The sequence below is a fragment of the Microbacterium sp. NPDC090003 genome (assembly GCF_044748385.1).
Classification (GTDB): domain Bacteria; phylum Actinomycetota; class Actinomycetes; order Actinomycetales; family Microbacteriaceae; genus Microbacterium.
On the sequence record NZ_JBIVFW010000001.1, the window covers coordinates 1,751,291 to 1,769,470 of the forward strand.

The 18,180-nt window shown below is 70.0% G+C and carries 18 protein-coding genes; 7 read left to right on the forward strand and 11 right to left on the reverse strand.

Annotation, left to right across the window (positions count from 1 at the left end):
• Positions 1–2: 2 nt before the first annotated feature.
• Positions 3–395, reverse strand: a complete 393-nt coding sequence (locus tag ACIPVN_RS08380) for a molybdopterin-binding protein (RefSeq protein WP_400441986.1) — start codon at positions 393–395, stop codon at positions 3–5.
• A gap of 189 nt (positions 396–584) precedes the next feature.
• Between ACIPVN_RS08380 and ACIPVN_RS08385 the strand changes: the two genes are divergently transcribed.
• The 4 genes from ACIPVN_RS08385 to ACIPVN_RS08400 are packed head-to-tail and all read left to right on the forward strand — an operon-like array spanning position 585 to position 3,329.
• Positions 585–1,376 (forward strand): HesA/MoeB/ThiF family protein, encoded by a 792-nt coding sequence (locus ACIPVN_RS08385; protein WP_400441989.1) that lies wholly within the window; start codon positions 585–587, stop codon positions 1,374–1,376.
• Positions 1,373–2,620 (forward strand): gephyrin-like molybdotransferase Glp, encoded by a 1,248-nt coding sequence (glp, locus tag ACIPVN_RS08390; RefSeq protein WP_400441992.1) that lies wholly within the window; start codon positions 1,373–1,375, stop codon positions 2,618–2,620. The genes ACIPVN_RS08385 and glp overlap by 4 nt, the downstream gene beginning before the upstream one ends.
• The gene (gene moaC / locus ACIPVN_RS08395) at positions 2,617–3,099 is read left to right on the forward strand and encodes a cyclic pyranopterin monophosphate synthase MoaC (protein ID WP_400441995.1); all 483 of its coding nucleotides are present in this window, start codon (positions 2,617–2,619) and stop codon (positions 3,097–3,099) included. The genes glp and moaC overlap by 4 nt, the downstream gene beginning before the upstream one ends.
• The gene (locus tag ACIPVN_RS08400; protein WP_400441996.1) at positions 3,096–3,329 is read left to right on the forward strand and encodes a MoaD/ThiS family protein; all 234 of its coding nucleotides are present in this window, start codon (positions 3,096–3,098) and stop codon (positions 3,327–3,329) included. Before moaC ends, ACIPVN_RS08400 begins: the two co-directional genes overlap by 4 nt.
• A 67-nt stretch (positions 3,330–3,396) precedes the next feature.
• On the opposite strand, the gene ACIPVN_RS08405 is transcribed toward ACIPVN_RS08400, so the two are convergent.
• The 4 genes from ACIPVN_RS08405 to ACIPVN_RS08420 all read right to left on the reverse strand — a co-directional run bounded on the left by ACIPVN_RS08405 (position 3,397) and on the right by ACIPVN_RS08420 (position 6,753).
• A complete protein-coding gene (locus ACIPVN_RS08405; RefSeq protein WP_400441998.1) occupies positions 3,397–3,825 on the reverse strand; it encodes a molybdenum cofactor biosynthesis protein MoaE in 429 nt (142 codons plus the stop codon).
• Positions 3,822–4,310: a molybdenum cofactor biosynthesis protein B gene (locus ACIPVN_RS08410; protein ID WP_400442000.1), complete on the reverse strand. Its 489-nt coding sequence runs from the start codon at positions 4,308–4,310 to the stop codon at positions 3,822–3,824. Before ACIPVN_RS08410 ends, ACIPVN_RS08405 begins: the two co-directional genes overlap by 4 nt.
• 38 nt (positions 4,311–4,348) lie before the next feature.
• Positions 4,349–5,980 carry a molybdopterin-dependent oxidoreductase gene (locus ACIPVN_RS08415; RefSeq protein ID WP_400442001.1) on the reverse strand — a complete coding sequence of 544 codons (1,632 nt, stop codon included), beginning with the start codon at positions 5,978–5,980 and terminating at the stop codon, positions 4,349–4,351.
• 74 nt (positions 5,981–6,054) lie between these two features.
• Positions 6,055–6,753: a GTP pyrophosphokinase family protein gene (locus ACIPVN_RS08420; protein ID WP_400442003.1), complete on the reverse strand. Its 699-nt coding sequence runs from the start codon at positions 6,751–6,753 to the stop codon at positions 6,055–6,057.
• 557 nt (positions 6,754–7,310) lie between these two features.
• On the opposite strand from ACIPVN_RS08420, the gene ACIPVN_RS08425 reads away from it, so the two are divergent.
• Genes ACIPVN_RS08425 through ACIPVN_RS08435 form a run of 3 tightly spaced genes read left to right on the forward strand, consistent with a single transcriptional unit; the run spans position 7,311 to position 10,687 of the window.
• The gene (locus ACIPVN_RS08425) at positions 7,311–9,392 is read left to right on the forward strand and encodes an APC family permease (RefSeq protein WP_400442005.1); all 2,082 of its coding nucleotides are present in this window, start codon (positions 7,311–7,313) and stop codon (positions 9,390–9,392) included.
• 42 nt (positions 9,393–9,434) lie between these two features.
• The gene (locus ACIPVN_RS08430) at positions 9,435–9,704 is read left to right on the forward strand and encodes a hypothetical protein (protein WP_400442007.1); all 270 of its coding nucleotides are present in this window, start codon (positions 9,435–9,437) and stop codon (positions 9,702–9,704) included.
• Entirely contained in the window at positions 9,701–10,687 is a 987-nt protein-coding gene (locus ACIPVN_RS08435) for a hypothetical protein (protein ID WP_400442009.1), read from the forward strand. Before ACIPVN_RS08430 ends, ACIPVN_RS08435 begins: the two co-directional genes overlap by 4 nt.
• 5 nt (positions 10,688–10,692) lie before the next feature.
• Here ACIPVN_RS08435 and ACIPVN_RS08440 read toward each other — a convergent pair whose 3' ends face one another.
• The 6 genes from ACIPVN_RS08440 to ACIPVN_RS08465 form a co-directional block, all read right to left on the reverse strand.
• Positions 10,693–11,862 carry an SLC13 family permease gene (locus tag ACIPVN_RS08440; RefSeq protein WP_400442011.1) on the reverse strand — a complete coding sequence of 390 codons (1,170 nt, stop codon included), beginning with the start codon at positions 11,860–11,862 and terminating at the stop codon, positions 10,693–10,695.
• Between the two features lie 72 nt (positions 11,863–11,934).
• Positions 11,935–12,963 (reverse strand): ornithine cyclodeaminase, encoded by a 1,029-nt coding sequence (locus tag ACIPVN_RS08445; RefSeq protein WP_400442012.1) that lies wholly within the window; start codon positions 12,961–12,963, stop codon positions 11,935–11,937.
• The gene (locus ACIPVN_RS08450; RefSeq protein ID WP_400442014.1) at positions 12,960–14,492 is read right to left on the reverse strand and encodes a leucyl aminopeptidase; all 1,533 of its coding nucleotides are present in this window, start codon (positions 14,490–14,492) and stop codon (positions 12,960–12,962) included. The genes ACIPVN_RS08445 and ACIPVN_RS08450 overlap by 4 nt, the downstream gene beginning before the upstream one ends.
• Positions 14,489–15,916: a M14 family zinc carboxypeptidase gene (locus ACIPVN_RS08455; protein ID WP_400442015.1), complete on the reverse strand. Its 1,428-nt coding sequence runs from the start codon at positions 15,914–15,916 to the stop codon at positions 14,489–14,491. Before ACIPVN_RS08455 ends, ACIPVN_RS08450 begins: the two co-directional genes overlap by 4 nt.
• Positions 15,913–17,541 carry a dipeptide ABC transporter ATP-binding protein gene (locus tag ACIPVN_RS08460; protein ID WP_400442017.1) on the reverse strand — a complete coding sequence of 543 codons (1,629 nt, stop codon included), beginning with the start codon at positions 17,539–17,541 and terminating at the stop codon, positions 15,913–15,915. The genes ACIPVN_RS08455 and ACIPVN_RS08460 overlap by 4 nt, the downstream gene beginning before the upstream one ends.
• Positions 17,534–18,091, reverse strand: coding sequence for a GbsR/MarR family transcriptional regulator (locus tag ACIPVN_RS08465; protein WP_400442019.1), 558 nt, complete (start codon positions 18,089–18,091; stop codon positions 17,534–17,536). Before ACIPVN_RS08465 ends, ACIPVN_RS08460 begins: the two co-directional genes overlap by 8 nt.
• Positions 18,092–18,180 lie beyond the last annotated feature (89 nt).

Sequence of the window (18,180 nt, forward strand, 5' to 3'; positions counted from 1 at the left end):
GGTCACCCCTTCGGGACCTCGATGACGACCTGGGTCGCCTTGACGGAAGCGGTGGCGAGTGAGCCGACCTCGAGCCGCAGGTCGCGCGCGGCCTCGGCCGACATGAGCGACACGACCCGGTGAGGACCGGCCTGGATGTCGACCTGTGCCATCAGCCCCTCGATCTGCACGCGCGTGACGATGCCGACGAAGCGATTGCGGGCGCTCGAGAGGGAGTCGCCCTGCGCGGTCGCCTCGTCGGCGAGCTCGACGGCGCGAGCGGCGAGGGCGTCGCCCGGGATCTCGGCGGGCGTGGAGTCGGTCACGGGCAGCATCCCCTGGTCGATCCAGCGGCGCACCGTGTCGTCACTGACCCCGAGAAGCTGGGCGGCTCGTGCGATCCGATACGTCTGCATGCGCTCGAATCTACCGCAGATGCGGAGCTTCAGGGCGTAAAAATCCGTAACGACGGACCCCCGTCCTCTCTCGCTCGACCGATCTGGTCGTGAGGGGTCAGAACACGCCCCATGCGGGCGGTCGGTCGCGGCGTGTTTCGACCCCTCACGGCCCTCCGGAACGTCGGGCGCACGGCATACCCTGAACCCATGAACCCGCTCGTCGCCCCCGCACCGACCCTCGACCCGACCGAGCTCGTGCGCACCGCGCGTCACGCCGTGCTCGCCGGCATCGGCGAAGAGGGTCAGCGTCGCCTCAACGCCGCGCACGTCGCGGTCGTCGGCGCCGGCGGCCTCGGCTCGCCCGCCCTGCTCGCGCTGGCTGCGGCCGGCATCGGCACCCTCACAGTGATCGACGACGACGTGGTCGAGCTCACCAATCTGCAACGTCAGCTCGCGCACCGCGTCGACGACATCGGCACACCGAAGACGGCATCCGCCGCGCGCGCGATCTGGGCGCTCGCGCCGCAGACCGTCGTCACCGAGGCGGCGGAGCGCCTCGACCCCGGCAACGCCGCGCGGCTGCTCGCCGATGCCGACATCGTCGTCGACACGAGCGACTCCTTCGAGACGCGGCGGGCGGTCGCCGCGGCATCCGAGGCCCTCGGCGTTCCCCTCGTCTGGGGAGCCGTGCAGGAGTGGCACGCGCAGGTGACGGTGTTCTGGTCGGATCCGCCCACGTCGGATGCCGTCGTGCTGGCCGACCTGTTCCCGATCGGCACCGAGGGCGAACCGCCCAGCTGCGCGCAGGTCGGCGTGCTCGGCGCGCTGTGCGTGCAGGTCGGCGGGATGCTGGCGGGCGAGGTCGTGAAGCTCGTCACGGGTGCCGGAGACCCCCTGCTCGGTCGCCTGGCCGTGATCGACGCCCTGTCGGCCCGGCAGCACGAGGTCGCTATCCGTCCCGCGGGGCCGGTCCGCGTCGCGACGGAGGCCACGGCATGAGCGCCGCGCCCGGGGGCCGTCGCACGGTCGAGGAGCAGCTCGCCCGCGTGCTCGACGCGGTGCGTCGGCTGCCGTCCGAGACCCGCGCGATCCGCGACGCCTCCGCCCGCACCCTCGCCGCCGATGCCACCGCCACGCACGACATCCCCCTCTTCGACAATTCCGCGATGGACGGCTTCGCCGTGCGGTACGCGGATGTCGCGACGGCATCCGCCGATGCCCCCGTCACCCTGCGCGTCGTCGCCGATCTGCCGGCCGGAGTCTCGGATGACCCGACACTCGGCCCCGGCGAGACGGCCCGCATCATGACCGGTTCGCCGGCGCCGACCGACGCCGACGCGATCGTCCCCTTCGAAGACACCGCGGGGGGTCTCGCCGACTCGCTCGGCGAGGTGCAGGTGCTGCGCGCGCCGGCGCAACCGGGCGCGTTCATCCGACGCCGGGGCGCCGACCTCGTCACCGGCGATCCTGTCGTGCGCGCCGGCGAGCGACTCGGCGCATTCCAGATCGCCGCGGCCGTCGCCGCCGGGATCGCCGAGGCCGCCGTGACCCGAGCGCCGCGCGTGGCCGTGGTGTCGACCGGCAGCGAGCTGCTCGCCCCCGGCGACGCCGTCGTGCGGGGACGGATCCCCGACTCGAACGGCCCGCTCCTCGAACAGCTGGTCGCCGGAGCGGATGCCGAGGTCGTGCTGGTCGCCCGCGTGCCCGACGAGGCGGATGCCGTCCGCGCGGTCACGGCCGAAGCGGTCGCGCTCGACGCCGACGTGATCGTCTTCACGGGCGGTGTGAGTGCCGGAGCCTACGAACCCGTGCGCGGGGCGTTCGACGGCGGCGGCGAGATCGAGTTCGCGAGCGTCGCGATGCAGCCCGGCAAGCCTCAGGCGTTCGGCGTGCTCGACTCGGGAACGCTCGTCTTCGGCCTACCCGGCAACCCGGTGAGCGTGGCCGTGTCGTTCGAGACATTCGTGCGGCCCGCGCTGCTGGCGATGCAGGGTCGGGCGGCGATCCACCGCCCGCTCGCAGCCCTGACCGCGGATGCCGCCTGGACCACCCCGCCGGGGCGACGCCAGTATCTGCCGGCCGTCGTCGACCTCGCCACCGGTACCGTGCGTCCCGCGACGGCGGGAGGCTCCGGATCGCACCTGGCCGGCGGGCTCGCACGAGCGCAGGCGTTCGCGATCGTGCCCGCCGACGTCGAGGCCGTCGCCGTCGGCGATCGGATCGATGTCATGCTGGTGGGATGAGCTTCACCCACCTGGATGCCGCCGGCCACGCGCACATGGTCGACGTCACCCTCAAGCAGCCGACCGTCCGCACCGCCACCGCCCGGGGGTTCGTGCGCTGCAGCGCCGACGTGGTCGCCGCGCTGCGTGACGGCTCCGCCCCCAAGGGTGACGTCATCGCCGTCGCCCGCATCGCCGGTATCCAGGCCGCGAAGTCGACGGCATCCCTGCTGCCCCTCGCCCACGTGATCGGCGTGCACCGGGCGAGCGTCGACCTCGAGATCGTCGACGACGGCGTGCAGATCGAGGCCACCGTCGGCACCGCCGACCGCACCGGCGTCGAGATGGAGGCGCTCACCGCCGTCTCGGTCACGGCACTCGCGATCGTCGACATGGTCAAGGGACTCGACCGCTCGGTCGTGATCGAAGACGTGCGCATCACCGCCAAGTCTGGCGGCCGCTCGGGTGACTGGGTGCGTCCGGGCGAGGCATCCGCATGACCCGCGTGCGCTACTTCGCCGCCGCTGCCGAAGCCGCGGAAACGGATGCCGAGGAGCGCCGCGAGCCCACGTTGGCCGAGCTGCGGGTAGCGGTCGTCGCCGACCACCCGGCACTCGCCGACATCCTGCCGCGCTGCGCCGTAATGGTCGACGGCGTGCGCACCGACGACGACCGTCCGCTCGACGGGGTCGAACTCATCGACGTTCTACCGCCCTTCGCGGGCGGCTGATCCCGCCTCTACCGTGGCGGGGCCCTTCGACAAGCTCAGGGACCCGTTCGATGCGCAGACGCCAGGGTCAGCCCCCGATGCCCTTCCACGACGAGGTGCCGTCCGACTCGTGCTGGCGCTTCCACACGGGCAGGTCGCGCTTGATCGCCTCGATGAGCTCGCGGCAGACGGCGAAGGCCTCGGCCCGATGCGCGGAGGCCACCGCGATGACGACGGCGGCGTCTCCCACGGCCAGCTGACCGATGCGGTGGCTGACCGCGACGAGCGCGCCGCTCTCGCCCTCGGCCTCCGTGGCGATGCGGCGCAGCGTGGCCTCGACGTCGGGGTGTGCGCTGTACTCCAGACCCACCACCGGCGTGTCGGCATCCGGGTCGTTGTCGCGCACGCGCCCGATGAACGTGGTGACCGCACCGAGCGTGGGATCGTCGACCGCGGCGAGGTGCGCCTCGAGATCGAGGGGCGCGTCGATCACGCGCGCGATGCGAACGTCGTTCATCCGTGGTCCCCGCCGGCGAGCTGGTCGACGATGTGCGCGGCGACCGTGAGCACGATCGGGACGCCGGCGGAGACCGCATTCGTGGAGCCGGGCAGGTTCACGACGAGGGCGCCGAACGGGTCGACGACGCCGGCGAGGCCGCGCGACAGCACCGACTTCGGGGTGTCGGCGAGACCCTGACGACGCAGCTCCTCGGCGATCCCCGGAAGCTCGCGCGTGATCACCGGACGGGTGCCTTCGGGCGTCTCGTCGCGCGGTGCGATCCCCGTGCCGCCGGTCGTGACGATCAGCTTCACGCCGCGGGCCAGCGCGCGTCGCAGAGCGTCGGAGACGGAGTCGGCGCCGTCGGCGATGATCTCGGCATCCGGGCAGTGCCATCCCGCCTCACGCAGCAGCCCGACGGCGATGGGGCCGCCGCGATCCTCGCGCTCCCCCGCGAACGATCGGTCGGACACGGTGATCACACAGGCGGAGGGCGAGGTCATGCGTCCACCCTAGGACGCGCCGGGTCGACCCGCACAGGTCAGTTGACCCGTACGAGCGAGCGCTGCCAGCCCGACGAGCCGTTCGGCGCGATCGGGGCGCGCTCCTCGATCTGCGTGTCGCCGTTCTTGTTGATCGCCCGCACCGCCACGTAGTGGGTGCCCGGCGTCGCATCCCATTCCATGAACCACTGCACCCAGGTGTCGTCGTTGATGGCCTTCGACAGCGTCACCGGCGTCCATTCGCCGTTGTCGATGCTGACCTCGACCCGGTCGATGCCCACCGACTGCGCCCAGGCGACCCCGGCGATCGGGATGCGTCCGGCCTCGACCGCCTCGCCGAGCTTCGGGGTGTCGACGCGCGACGAGAACTTGATCGGGGCCTCGGCGCTGTAGCCGCGCGGGGTCCAGTACGCCTCGTCGTCAGCGAAGGTCGTGACCTTCAGCTCGGTCAGCCACTTGGTCGCCGAGACGTATCCGTAGAGGCCCGGCACGACCATGCGCACGGGGAAGCCGTGCTCGAGCGGCAGCGGCTCGCCGTTCATCGCCACGGCGAGGATCGCGTCGAGGTTGTCGTCGGTCAGCGACGCCAACGGCGTGCTGGCGGTGTAACCGTCGACGCTGCGCGAGAGCACCATGTCGGCACCGGACTTCACGCCGGCCTTCGCGAGCACGTCGCGGATCGGTACGCCGAGCCACTTCGCGTTCCCGACCAGTTCGCCGCCGACCTCGTTCGACACGCAGGTCAGGGTGATGACGTACTCGTCGAGCCCCATGCCGAGCAGATCCTGGAAGCTCAGCTCGACCCGCTCGTCGACCATGCCGTCGATCACGAGGCGCCAGGTGTCGGGGTCGATCGTCGGAACGGTGAGCGCCGTGTCGACCCGGTAGAAGTCCTTGTTCGGGGTGAAGAGCGGGCTGATCCCCGGCACGTCGAGCTCGGCGCCGTCGGGGATGGTGACGGTGCTGGCCGGAGCGGGGATCTTGAGGGCCTTGCGGATGCTCTCGACCGACGAGACCGTCATGCTCACCGCGCGCGATGCCACCCCGACGACGACGGCCGAGATGCCGGCGATCGCGGCGAGGCCGAAGAACCCGCGGCGGCTGACGCCGACCTTCGAGTCGGCGGTGGCGAGGTCGGTGGGCGACGGCTTGGTGAGCGGGGGCGTCGACGGGTCGACGGGGGGCTTCTTCGCCGCGGCCGGGGCCAGGGCGGCCTCGCGCCAGCGGCGCAGTCGGCGGATCAGCAGGACGAGGATGAACGCACCCGCGACCGTGCCGAGCACGGGAGGCAGGAAGGCGAGGGGCGTCACGCCGGCGCGCGTCACGATCGCCGCGGTCGACAGCACGCCGGCGATGCCGAGCGCGATCACGCCGAGCGGCGCCCGAACGAGCTGCAGGATGCCGGCGATGGCCGAGGCGATGACCACCGCGAGGCCGAGTCCGGCGAGCAGGGCGATCTTGTCGTACTCGCCGAAGGTCGCGATCGCGAACTCCTTGAACGGCTGCGGCACGATGTCGATCACGAACCCGCCGACCGCGAGAACGGGACTCGCGTTGCGTGCGACGAGGAGCGCGAACAGCTCGGCGACGGCGAGGAACACCGCCCCGCTGATCAGGCCGGCGAGCGCCGCCCACGCGATGAACCGCTTTCCACTAGGCCGATCGGCCATGATGCCCTCCTCGTCCACCGGTGACGGTGCTCCCCGGTTCTTCGGAGCGGACGACCGATCGGATGGCGCCGAGGCTACACCTCGACGATGCGCGGCGGGGGCGGGGGCGCGAGCTGGCGCTTCGGCACCCCGTGCGCCTCGCGGTGCAGCCGCTCCATGCGGGTGTCGAGTTCGGCGGCGGCCTCGGCGGCATCGCTCAGGCTGTCGACGAGATGCGAGGGCACCTGATTCGAGAACTTGTAGTAGATCTTGTGCTCGAGGCTGGCCCAGAAGTCCATCGCGATCGTGCGGAACTGCACCTCGACCGGCACCGACAGCGCACCGGTCGACAGGAACACCGGCACCTCGATGATCGCGTGCAGGCTCTTGTAGCCGTTGGACTTGGGCGTGGCGATGTAGTCCTTCACGACGCGCACCGTGATGTCGTCCTGCGCGGTGAGCAGGTCGAACAGCCGGTAGACGTCGGCGACGAAGCTGCACGTGACCCGCACGCCTGCGATGTCGGTGATCTCGGAGCGGATGAGCTCGAAGTCGGGCTCGTCGATGCCCTTGCGCGCGAGCTTCTCGACGATGCTGTCGGGCGACTTCAGCCGGCTCTTGACGTGCTCGATCGGGTTGTACGCGTGGTCGTGGGTGAACTCGTCGCGCAGGATCGAGATCTTCGTCTCGACCTCGCGCATGCCGAATTCGTACTCGCGCAGGAACCGCTGGAACTGGTCCCGCAGGGCCTTGGTCTCCTGGATCGAGATCTCATCGACGGGGAGGGTGGTCATGATCTCGACGTTATCCACCCGTGATCGGAAACGGCTGTGCATCTGCGGGTTCGACCCCGCGCGTCGGGCGGAGAACTCCCCGATGGGCGGAGACCTGAGGCCGAAGCATCCGCCCGACACGGAGAACTCCGCCCGCGGCGATGGGCGCCCGCGCGCACTCGGGAGGAGATCTCGCGTTCCGCAGGAGCATCCGCCAGCATTCCTCCTGCGTTGCGAGAGATCTCCTCCTTTGCGGATGCCGCCACCCGAGCCCGCCCCCAGACTCACCGCATCGGGCGGAGAACTCCCCGATGGGCGGAGACCTGAGGCCGAAGCATCCGCCCGACACGGAGATCTCCGCCCACCGGCACGCCCCGGGCACGTCCCCTCGGGCACACCCGCTCCGGAGGAGATCTCGCGTTCCGCAGGAGCATCCGCCAGCATTCCTCCTGCGTTGCAAGAGATCTCCTCCTTTGCGGATGCCGCCGCCCGGCAGCGCGTAAGGATTCCGTCAGGGCGCCCCGGCGGCCCGTAGGGATTCCGTGAGGATGCCGTCAGGATGCCGTTCGGCAGGAGTAGTGTCGCCCGACGTGTCGGAAGAATTCAGAGAGGGCGGCGATGCGCCGGCGGTCAAGCGCATCCTCATCGGCGAACCCCTGACGAGCGCCCAGGTCGACGACCAGTTGCTGCCGAAGCGCATGGCCCTGCCGATCTTCGCGTCGGATGCCCTCAGCTCGGTCGCGTACGCCCCGCAGGAGCTCGTGATGATCCTGCTGATCGGCGGGCTCACGTTCCTCTCGTTCACTCCGCTCGTCGCGGTGGCCGTCGTCGTGCTGCTGATCGTGGTCGTGCTCAGCTACCGCCAGCTCATCAAGGCCTACCCCTCGGGCGGCGGAGACTACGAGGTCGCCTCGAAGAACCTGGGCGAGATCCCCGGCGTGATCGTCGCGGCCGCCCTGCTCGTCGACTACGTACTGACGGTCGCGGTGTCGGTCGCCTCCGGTGTCGACAACATCATCTCGGCGCTGCCCGGCCTCGACCCGTTCCGCGTGGAGCTGGCGGTCGGGTTCGTGATCCTCATCATCATCGTGAACCTGCGCGGAGTGCGCGAGGCATCGCTCGTCTTCGCGATCCCCACCTACGTGTTCATCGGCTCGGTCGCGTTGATGATCGTGACCGGTCTCGTGCGCACGTTCCTCGGCGATGCGCCGGTCGCCTCCAGCGCGGACTTCTCGGTGCAGGCCGAGAGCCTCAGCCAGGCGGCCGTGATCCTGCTGATCCTGCGCGCCTTCTCGAGCGGATGCTCCGCCCTCACCGGCGTCGAGGCCGTGTCGAACGGAGTGCCCGCCTTCCGCGCCCCGAAGGTGCGCAACGCCCAGTCGACCCTGGTACTCATGGGCACGATCGCGATCTGTCTCTTCTCCGGCCTCACCGCGCTCGCGCTCATCACCGGCGTGCACTACGCCGAGAACCCGTGCGACCTGATCGGCTTCGACTGCACGAATCCGCAACCCAGCCTCATGGCGCAGATCGCCTCCGCGACCTTCGGCGGCGGCAGCATCCTGTTCTTCGTCGTACAGGCCGCGACCGCGTGCGTGCTGCTGCTGGCGGCGAACACCGCCTTCAACGGGTTCCCGCTGCTGGGCGCGGTGCTGGCCCGCGACGGCTACGCCCCGAAGTCGCTCAACACCCGCGGCGACCGCCTCGTCTTCTCGAACGGCATGATCCTGCTGGGCATCGCCGCGATCGCCGTGCTGGTGATCTTCCAGGCGAAGCTGACGACGCTGATCCAGCTGTACATCATCGGCGTGTTCGTGTCGTTCTCGCTCGGGCAGATCGGCATGGTGCGGCACTGGCGGCGCGTGCTGCGCGGACACGATGCGGCGTCTCGCGACGGCGCAGCGGCATCCGATCGCCGATCCGCCCGCGTGGGCCTCGTGATCAACTCGGCCGGTGCGACGCTCACCGTGCTGGTGCTCCTGATCGTCACGATCACGAAGTTCACGCACGGCGCCTACCTGGTGTTCTTCGCGATCCCGATCCTGGCGTTCCTCATGCTCGGCGTGAAGCGCTACTACCGCGACGTCGAGCACGAGATCGCGATCGACGACACGACTCGGTTCGGGGCATCCGGCGACGTCGCCATCGTGCTCGTCAGCCACCTGCAGAAGCCGGTCATGAAGGCCATCGACTACGCGATCGCGGCGAAGCACGACAAGACCCTGGCCGTGCACGTGGCGGTCTCGGCAGATGAGGCGGCGACCCTGCAGAAGGAGTGGGCCGACCACCTCGTGCCGGTCCCTCTCGTGATCGTCGAGTCGCCGTACCGCTCGTTCGCGCAGCCCGTGACGCAGTTCATCACGCAGTACCGCGAGAAGCACGGCTCGTCGGTCGTGACCGTGTACCTGCCGCAGTACATCGTGGGGCACTGGTGGGAGTCGTTCCTGCACAACCGCCGCGCGCGCCGCCTCGCCAGCCAGCTCATGCTCGTGCACGGAGTCTCGATCACGCTCGTGCCCTGGCTGCTCGATTCGTCGGAACTCATCTACGGCCGTCGCTCCCGCCCGCTGCCCGGGCAGGAGCGCGCCGGGCGCCCGGTCGCTCCGGTGGTCGTCTCGGGCCGTCGGGCCCACCGCCCGGAGGGCCCGCCCCAGCAGTGACGTTCTGACACGCGCGTGCGACCGGCCGCTATCGTGAAACGCATGACCCGTCGGCGCCGCGTTCGTAAACGCCCGTACCGCACACCCGGACTCTGGTTGATCGGGATCGGTTCGCTGCTGATTCTCGCCTCGATCCCGCAGTTCTTCTTCGGCATCCCGGTGTCGGACGGTTTCGCGCCCGCCGGGCTGAGCCTCGGTCCACTGACTCTCATCGCCGGCGTCATCCTCTACTTCTCTCAGCGGCCCGGTCGCGGCGATGGAACCTTCGACGACAGCGCGACCTTCCGGTGGACCGACATCTCGCAACCATGAGCGGCGCCGATTCGGACATCACCGACGGTCGGGGCCAGGCCCTCGGCGCCGTCGCCCGCAACAGCGCCGACCTCCCGATCGAGGCCTTCATCGATCGGGAGGTGGTGTCGTGGCATCCGCCCTATGCGCGGAGGGTCGCGGCTCTACGCGCCGCGATGGAACCCGAGGCACGCGCGCGATGGGAGTCCACCGTGGCCGAGAAGATCCGAGCGAACCCCGGGGCGCGCGACGAACTCGCCCCTGCCCCGTGGCGAAACGCCCTGCGCGTGATCGGCGTCGTCGCGGCGGCGGCGACCCCGGCGGGCATCCTGGCAGGGCTCGGGCTGGGCCGCGGCAGCACGGTGCTCGATCCGGCGACAGGCGCCGTGGTGATCGCCGCGGCCGGAATCATCGCCGTCGGCGCACTCGGCGGCTCTCTGGTCCGCCCCGCCCGGATGGGCGTACCGAGTCGATTCGCGGCCGGGGCACTCTGGATCGCGACGGTCGGCACCCTCGGCTCCGTCGTCGCACTGCCGCTGCGCCGCAGCCAGTGGGCGGACGACACGTTCGCCTGGTGGTGCGCCGCGCTCGCCGCAGGCGTCCTCGCCCTCGCCCTCGCCCTCACCGTGGCCGTCTCGCGAAGGCGCACGGCTGCCGGTAATCGCTTCACCGACCGAGACGCCGATCACCTCCGCCGTGGCGTCCTGCAGTCCGTCCTCGACGAAACGGAAGGGGCCATCGTCGATGCGTGGGGGAGGGTGGACGCGGCTACCCGCGCCTCGATCGAGCGCGAGCGCGATACCGCACTGGACTCCGTGCTCGAGCGCGACCCGCGCGCGATCGACGCGGCGTGGATGCGTGCGGTGCCCCCGGGCATCCGCGGACTCCCCCACGCGGTCGACGAGATCCACAGCTCGATGCACCTCGGGGCGGCACAGCTCGCGGATCGCGAAGCCGGCGGACGATACGGGCATTTCGTCACCATGGCGCGCCGCGAGCACTGACGGTTTCAGGCGACGAGGACCAGCGCCAGCACCGCGACCGCGACCGTCGGGATCGCCGCGATTGCACCCCAGAGCATGAACCGGCCCCAGCGGATCTCGACGCCGAGCGCCGTGATCCGGTGGTGCCACAGCAGGGTCGCGAGCGATGCCCACGGCGTGATGAGCGGGCCGAGGTTCACGCCGATCAGCAACGCGAGGAGAGCGACGGGGTCGCCCGCCGCGGGCTCGAGCACGAGGTAGGCGGGCAGGTTGTTGATCGCGTTGGCGCTGACCGCGCCGAGAGCCGCGAGGCGGAACAGGTCGCCCGGTCCGTCGCCGGCGACCGGGCTGGTGAGGAAGTCCAGGATGCCGCGGGCGTGCAGCGTCTCGACGATCACGAACAGGGCCGCCGCCAACGCGAGCGCCTGCCAGGGCACGAGACCGAGCCGCAGGGCGCGGCGGCGGCGCACGGCGAACAGCACGATCAGGGCCAGGGCGGCGACGGATGCCGGGACCCACACGTCGTGGGTGAGGGCGAGCAGCGGCATGAGGACGACCAGGATGCCGGTGGCCGACCAGAACAGCACGGGATCGCCCGAGCGCCGAGGAGGCGGCACGTCGTAGGCCGAGAACAGGGTGCGCCGGTGCACGAGGGTGAGGATCGCCACGGGGATCAGGATGCCGACGAGTGTCGATGCCCAGCTCAGCGCGAAGTACGCTCCGGGACCACCGATCTGTCCTGCCGCGAGCAGGTTGGTGAGATTCGACACGGGCAACGCGAGCGATGCGGTGTTCGCGAGCCACACCGTCGCCAGCGCGAAGGGGATCGGCGGCACGCCGATGCTCTGCGCCAGCACCACGACCACGGGCGTGACGATCACGGCGGTCGTGTCGAGCGAGAGGAACACGGTGCTCACCACGGCGAGCGCGATCACGAGCGCCCAGAGCAGCAGCACCCGGCCATGACCCCAGCGGGCGAGGCGCTGCGCGACCACGTCGAACACGGCCGCATCGCGGGCGAGCTCGGCGACGATCGTGATCGCGACCACGAACCCGAGCACGGGCGCGATCCGCTCGCCGAGGGCCCCGGCATCCGTCCCCGGCAGCAGGCCGGTGAGCACGCACACGACGGCGGCCACGACGAGCCCGATCACGACCCACGTGCCGGTAGCCACCCGGCCGGCGATGTTTCCCACCTCGTGAGCATAGGCCCGTTCGCCCCGGCCGAATGCGGCGGGGCGAGACCGGGCTCTCCTCGACGCGGGCCGTCAGGCGACGGGGACGGGTGAGGTCGCGAAGCCGAAGAGGTCTTTCGGGTCCTCGGGGGCGGCGACGAGGTCGATCTCGGTGTCGAGACCCGTGCCCGCGAGGTCGGCGCGCAGGTGCCGCAGCGCCGAGAAGTCCTCGATCGCGAAACCGACCGAATCGAAGATCGTCACCTGCTCGGGCGAGGTGCGCCCCACCGCCGTGCCGTTCAGCACCTGCCAGAACTCCGTCACCGGGAAGTCCGCCGCGACGTTCTGGATCTCCCCCTCGACGCGCGTCTGCGGCGTGTACTCCACGAACACCGGACCCCGATCGAGGATCCGCGGGTCGAGCTCGGTCTTACCCGGGCAATCCCCGCCGATCGTGTTGATATGCATACCCGGGGCGACATCGGCATCCGCCAGCACCTGCGCGACCGCCTTATCGGCCGTGCACGTCGTGACGATGTCAGCACCGGCGGCCGCCTCCGACGCCGACGCGCACACCGTGATATCGAACCCGCGCGGCGCGAGATTACGCACGAACTTCGCCGACGCCGCAGGGTCGACGTCATAGATCCGCAGCCGCGAGACACCCAACACCCCCCGGAACGCGAGCGCCTGGAACTCCGCCTGACTACCCGCCCCGATCATCGCCATCGTCGACGAATCCGGCCGCGCGAGACGACGGGCGACCATCGCCGACGTCGCCGCCGTCCGCAACGCCGTGAGCATCGTCATCTCCGCGAGGAACACCGGATAACCGTTGTGCACATCCGCGAGCACACCGAACGCCGTCACCGTCTGATACCCGCGACCCGGATTGAACGGATGACCGTTCACGTACTTGAACGCGTACACGTCGGGATCGCTGATCGGCATGAGCTCGATCACCCCGAACGGCGTATGGTTCGCGACCCGCTCACTCTTGTCGAACGACTCCCACCGGCGGAAGTCCGCCTCGATCGTGTCCGCCATCTCGGTCATGATCGACTCCGCACCACGGCGCGAAATCCACTCCACCATGTCCTGCACACCCACGAACGCGGTCATGCGGTCACCTCGGAATCGTCGGCCAGCACACGGGCGACCTCGACGAGGGTCCGCACCGGCACCCCGGTGCCGCCCAGTGGCGTGTACCCGTAGGCCGAATCTGAGTTGTAGGCGGGCCCGGCGATGTCGAGATGCGCCCACGAGACTCCTTCCTCGACGAATTCGCGGAGGAAGGCCGCCGCGCCGAGCATCCCGGCCGCAGGCTTTCCGACGTTCTTGAGGTCGGCGGTGCCCGACTCGTAGGCGGCGAGCACCTCTTCCGGGATGGGCATCGCCCACATCGGCTCGCCCATCGCATCGGCTGCGCGAACCACGGCGTCGCGTGCACTCGGCACACCCATGACGCCCGAGGTCCGATAGCCGAGCGCCGTCACCTGGGCGCCGGTGAGGGTCGCGAGGTCGAGGAGCAGGTCCGGCTTCTCCTCCTGCGCGGCCACCAGAGCATCCGCGAGCACGAGACGCCCCTCGGCGTCGGTGTTGATGACCTCGACGGTCTTGCCGCCGTAGATGCTCACCACGTCGCTCGGGCGCAGCGCCGACCCCGAGGGCATGTTCTCGGCCAGCGCCAGCCAGGCGGTCACCCGCACGGGCAGAGCGAGCTCCGCGATGGCGAACAGTGCCTGTGCCGCCGCCGCAGCTCCGGCCATGTCGGACTTCATCTTCTCCATGTTCGCCGCAGGCTTGATGGAGATGCCGCCGGAGTCGAACGTGATCCCCTTGCCGACGAGCGCGAGATGGCGGGACGCGCCAGCCGGAGCGTACGAGACCCTCACCAACCGCGGTCCGCGGACGGAGCCCGATCCCACGCCGATCAAGCCCCCGAATCCTCGCTGACGCAACTCGTCGTCGTCGATGATGTCCACGTCGACGGAACGGTCAGCACGCTCCCCGGCCTGGACGATCATCGCATCGGCGAAGGATGCCGGGTACAGATGAGACGGGGGCGCGTTCACCAGATCGCGGGTCGCCGCGACGGCGCGCGCGAGAGTCGCGGCACGGTCGAGGGCAGGGCGCGCGTCGTCTCCCCCGGCGACCGCGATGGTGCGCTCGGTGGTCGTCGTCGACCTCGGGGTCCGGTGCGCCGTATGACGGTACGCCCCCAGCAGCGCACCCACCGCCACGGCTTCCACGCTCGCGAGATCGGTCACGGGGAAGGCGATCCCGACCCGCTGCACGGAGTCGAGGGAGCGCAGGGCCGAGCCGGCGGCCCGGCGCAGCACCTCGGCGGCGGCCGGGGCCTCGTCCGTCCCGGGTCCGGCGACGTCTCCGAGGCCCACGAGTACGACGGATGCCGCACCGATCGCTGCCGGCGACGGCATGCGCGCGACCGTCCCGGCGGCACCCGTATGCCCGACCGCCACGGCCGCGGCGGTCAGCGCCGAGCAGACCTCGTTCGGCAGGGCGGGGGCGGCGACGTCCGGCGCGCCGTCGCGCATCCCGACGCCGACCACGAGGACGTCGACGTCGGCCGACGCGGCGTCATCGGGCAGCGCCTCCAGCGTGGGCAGCGTCGTAGCGATGAGGCTCATGATCCTTCTTCCAGACGAGTGCGGATTCGACGCGACTGAAGCGCCACCAGGCCGAGAACGGCTCCGTACTGCACCCCGACCACGTCGCTGACGGGGATGCCCTCCGGGCGCTCGTCGGCGTCACGGCGTGCCAACCAGCCGTTCCACGATCGAGCGAGCTCATCGGCCGCTCTCCGGACGGCGACGGGGGCGAACCCCGCTGCGACCTCCGCCCGCAGAGCGCGCAGAAGAGCCCCGCCGAAGCGCAGACGGTACATCCACACGACCGACATCGGCCGCTCGGCCACGGCCGCGATCCGATCGTTCGCCGGATCGCTCGCGCGATCGACCATGTGCTGCCCCGCACGCGTCATTCCGGGCACGAACGCCGTCGCGCTCCGGAGGAAGGGCGAGTCGAGGGTGAGCGACGGGCGGACCTGCTCGAGCAGTGCGGTCAGGCGCGTACCGGTCTCGATGAGCGCCTCCCCCGCCGATCGGAGCAGGGCGGCGTAGTTCTCTCCCGAAGGCCGGGTGTCGTCGGCGCCGAATGTCCGCCAGATGGGGAGCTCGGCGATCAGCGAGAGTGTGCCGTAGCGGCTCGCATAGCTGGTCGAGGACTGGCCGGCTCCTCCGGGCGGCGCGGGGTCGAGGTCGTTCTGAACGCGCCACTCGTAGACGTCCTCCGAGGTCCCGGCGGCGAAGACGGCCGGGGCCAGTTCGGTGAAATGCGAGGCCTCGGGCTCGCCGAGGTGCAGGGGGATACCGAGTTCAGCGGGAAGGCGATGCAGCAGTGGCGCCAGGTCGCGTGCGTCCGGAGACAAGTAGTAGTAGGCGCCGCCCGTCTCGGAATTGTGCAGCGGAATGTACAGGTCGGGCCGAATCTCGTCGATGGCACGCTGTAGAGCCCGGGTCTCGGGGAGCGTGGCGTCGAAGTATTTCTGTTTGTAATCGATCGGGAACGTCCACTCCACCTGCTCGTGCCCCGGCGGACGATAGAAGTGGCGGAAGTAGGTCTCGCCGTCGAAGGGCTCGTCGAACCACCCTTCGTTCAACCGCATGCCGTCGGGATCGATGCAGGGGATGACGTGCCACACGGCGCGCAGGCGTTGCCGCAGCGACGCGTCGTACAGAAGATCGTCGAGCAGCCGGATGACCGTGTGCGAGCCGATCGGTTCGTTCGGATGGATCCCGCCGACGACCAGACACCGCGTGCGCCGATCGTCGGCATCCGACCCGCCGTCGACGATGTACTGCATGATGGGCTCCCCCAGACGGGAGGTGCCCACGCGGCGCTTCGTGACCAGGTCGGGGAACTCCTCCCGCAGCGCTTCGACGCGCTCGAGCAGTTCGTCGACCGTGGGGTACCCGTCGAGCTCCGGCAGGGAGGATGCCCGCACCACGATCTCGTCGTCCGAGACCATCGCGGTTATCGCTTCCGTCGTCATACCCTTCCTCTCTCTCTTCGTCGTCTCTGCTGGTGTTCCGGGTCCGGCACGGGCGCTGCATCGAGAAGCCGGCGAGTGTAGTCCTCCCGCGGATTCGACAGGACCTCACGCCGTTCCCCCTGCTCGACGATGCGGGCATTGCTCATCACCACGATCCGGTCCGCGAGGCTGTCGACCACGGCGAGATCGTGGCTGACGAACAGGCAGGCGAAACGAAGCTCCTGCTGCAATCGGCGGAAGAGGTCGAGAACGGTGGACTGCACCGAGACGTCGAGCGCCGAGGTCGGCTCGTCGGCGATCAGCAGGAGCGGATCGAGGGCGAGGGCGCGGGCGATCGCGACGCGCTGGCGCTGCCCGCCCGACAGTTCGTGCGGGTACCTCGTGGCCCATGACCGGGAGAGGCCCACCGCATCGAGGAGTTCGTCGGTGCGGGCCTTCAACGCCTGACCCCGCATCCGCCCGTGCACACGGAGCGGCTCACCGATCGACTCCGCCATGGTCCACCGGGGGTCCAGAGCGCCCTGCGGATTCTGGAAGACGATGCCGATCTTCTTCTTCAACGCGATCGCCTCGCGGCGGGGAGCGCGCACCGCGTCGACGCCGTCGATCACGATGCGCCCCTCCGTCACCGGCGCGAGACCGGTGATGGCCTTGCCGATGGTCGACTTGCCCGACCCCGACTCTCCGACCAGGGCCACGATCTCGCCGCGCGCGATGCTCAGCGACGCGTGCTCAACGGCGGTCACGGATCGGATCCCCCGTCGATACTCGACGCTCAGATCATCGACCTCGAGGATGGGCACCTCGTCGGCGATGGACTCGCGCTCCGCCACGTCCAGTCGAGGCACCGCCTGAAGGAGCTGCCGCGTGTACGCCGCCTCCGGGCGCTCGAAGATCCGGGCGACCGTCTGCGTCTCCTCGACCTGGCCGTGTCGCATCACGACGACGCGGTCGGCCACGTCGGCCACGACACCCATGTCGTGCGTGATGAGCAGCACAGCCGTTCCTTCACGTTCTCGGATGCGTAGGAGGAGGTCGAGGATCTCGCGCTGCACCGTCACGTCGAGTGCCGTCGTCGGCTCGTCGGCGATCAGCAGCTCGGGATCGCACGCCAACGCCATGGCGATGACCACGCGCTGCGCCTGCCCGCCGGAGAGCTGGTGCGGGTACGACCGTGCCCGCCGCTCCGGATCGCGCACCTCGACCGACGCGAGCAGCTCGATCGTGCGAGTCCTGCGCTCGCGGGCGGAGAGATCGGGAAAATGTCGGCGCAGCGTCTCGCGGATCTGGAATCCGACCGTGAAGACCGGATCGAGGGCGCTGAACGGGTCCTGGAAGATCATGGCGATCCTTCGTCCGCGGATCCTCTGCAGCGCTCGTTCGTCCAGCTGGAGAAGGTCTTTCCCGTCGAAGGTGATCCGGCCCGCCACTTCTGCCGTCCCGGGCAGCAACCCCAGCACGCTCATCGCGGTCACGGACTTCCCCGAGCCGGACTCCCCCACGACCGCGACGATCTCGCGTCGCCCGAGATCGAACGACACTCCGTTGACGGCTCGCACCGAGCCGTCACGACGCGTGCCGAAGTCGACGGTGAGATCGGAGATGCTCAGGAGGGGGTCACTCACGGTCTCTCCGTTCGCTGTCGCGTTTGATCGCGGCGATCATCTCGGCGGGCAACTCGGACGGCGGCGGCGTGTCCTCGTCCTGGTCGCGGTACGCGCGCCATTGGTCCAGCAGGTTGTGGTGGAACTGATCGACCCAGGCCATGTAGCGACTACCGTTGCGCAGCCTGCGAGCAGGGGCCGGCTCAGATCCGACGGAGGTCGACATCGCTGTGCGCAGCACCTCGCCCATCCGCTGCAGACCGACCTTCTCCCGGCTGAGGAACGCGCCCCAGACATCCTCTTCCGCCCGGAAGTGCGCGACGCGGCTGTGCGACACCGACAGCCGGGTGATGTATCCGGAATCGATGAGCGCACGTGTCGACGTCGAGATGCTTCCGGGGCTGGCATCCAGGAGCCGCACCAGGTCCGCCGACGTCAGCGAGGGCTCGTCCGTGATGATCAGCAGACCGAGAACGCGTCCGCTCATCCTCTTGCCTCTCATCAGCTCCCACGCATCGGTGAACCGATCGATGAAGTCGATCATCTCGTCGCTCAGTGCATTCAGCGCCATCTCGAGACGCCCCTTTCGTCTTCATTGGTCCGTGACTGCGGCGACGTCCGGCGTCGTCCGCGTGATTCCCACAGGCTAGCGACGCGACA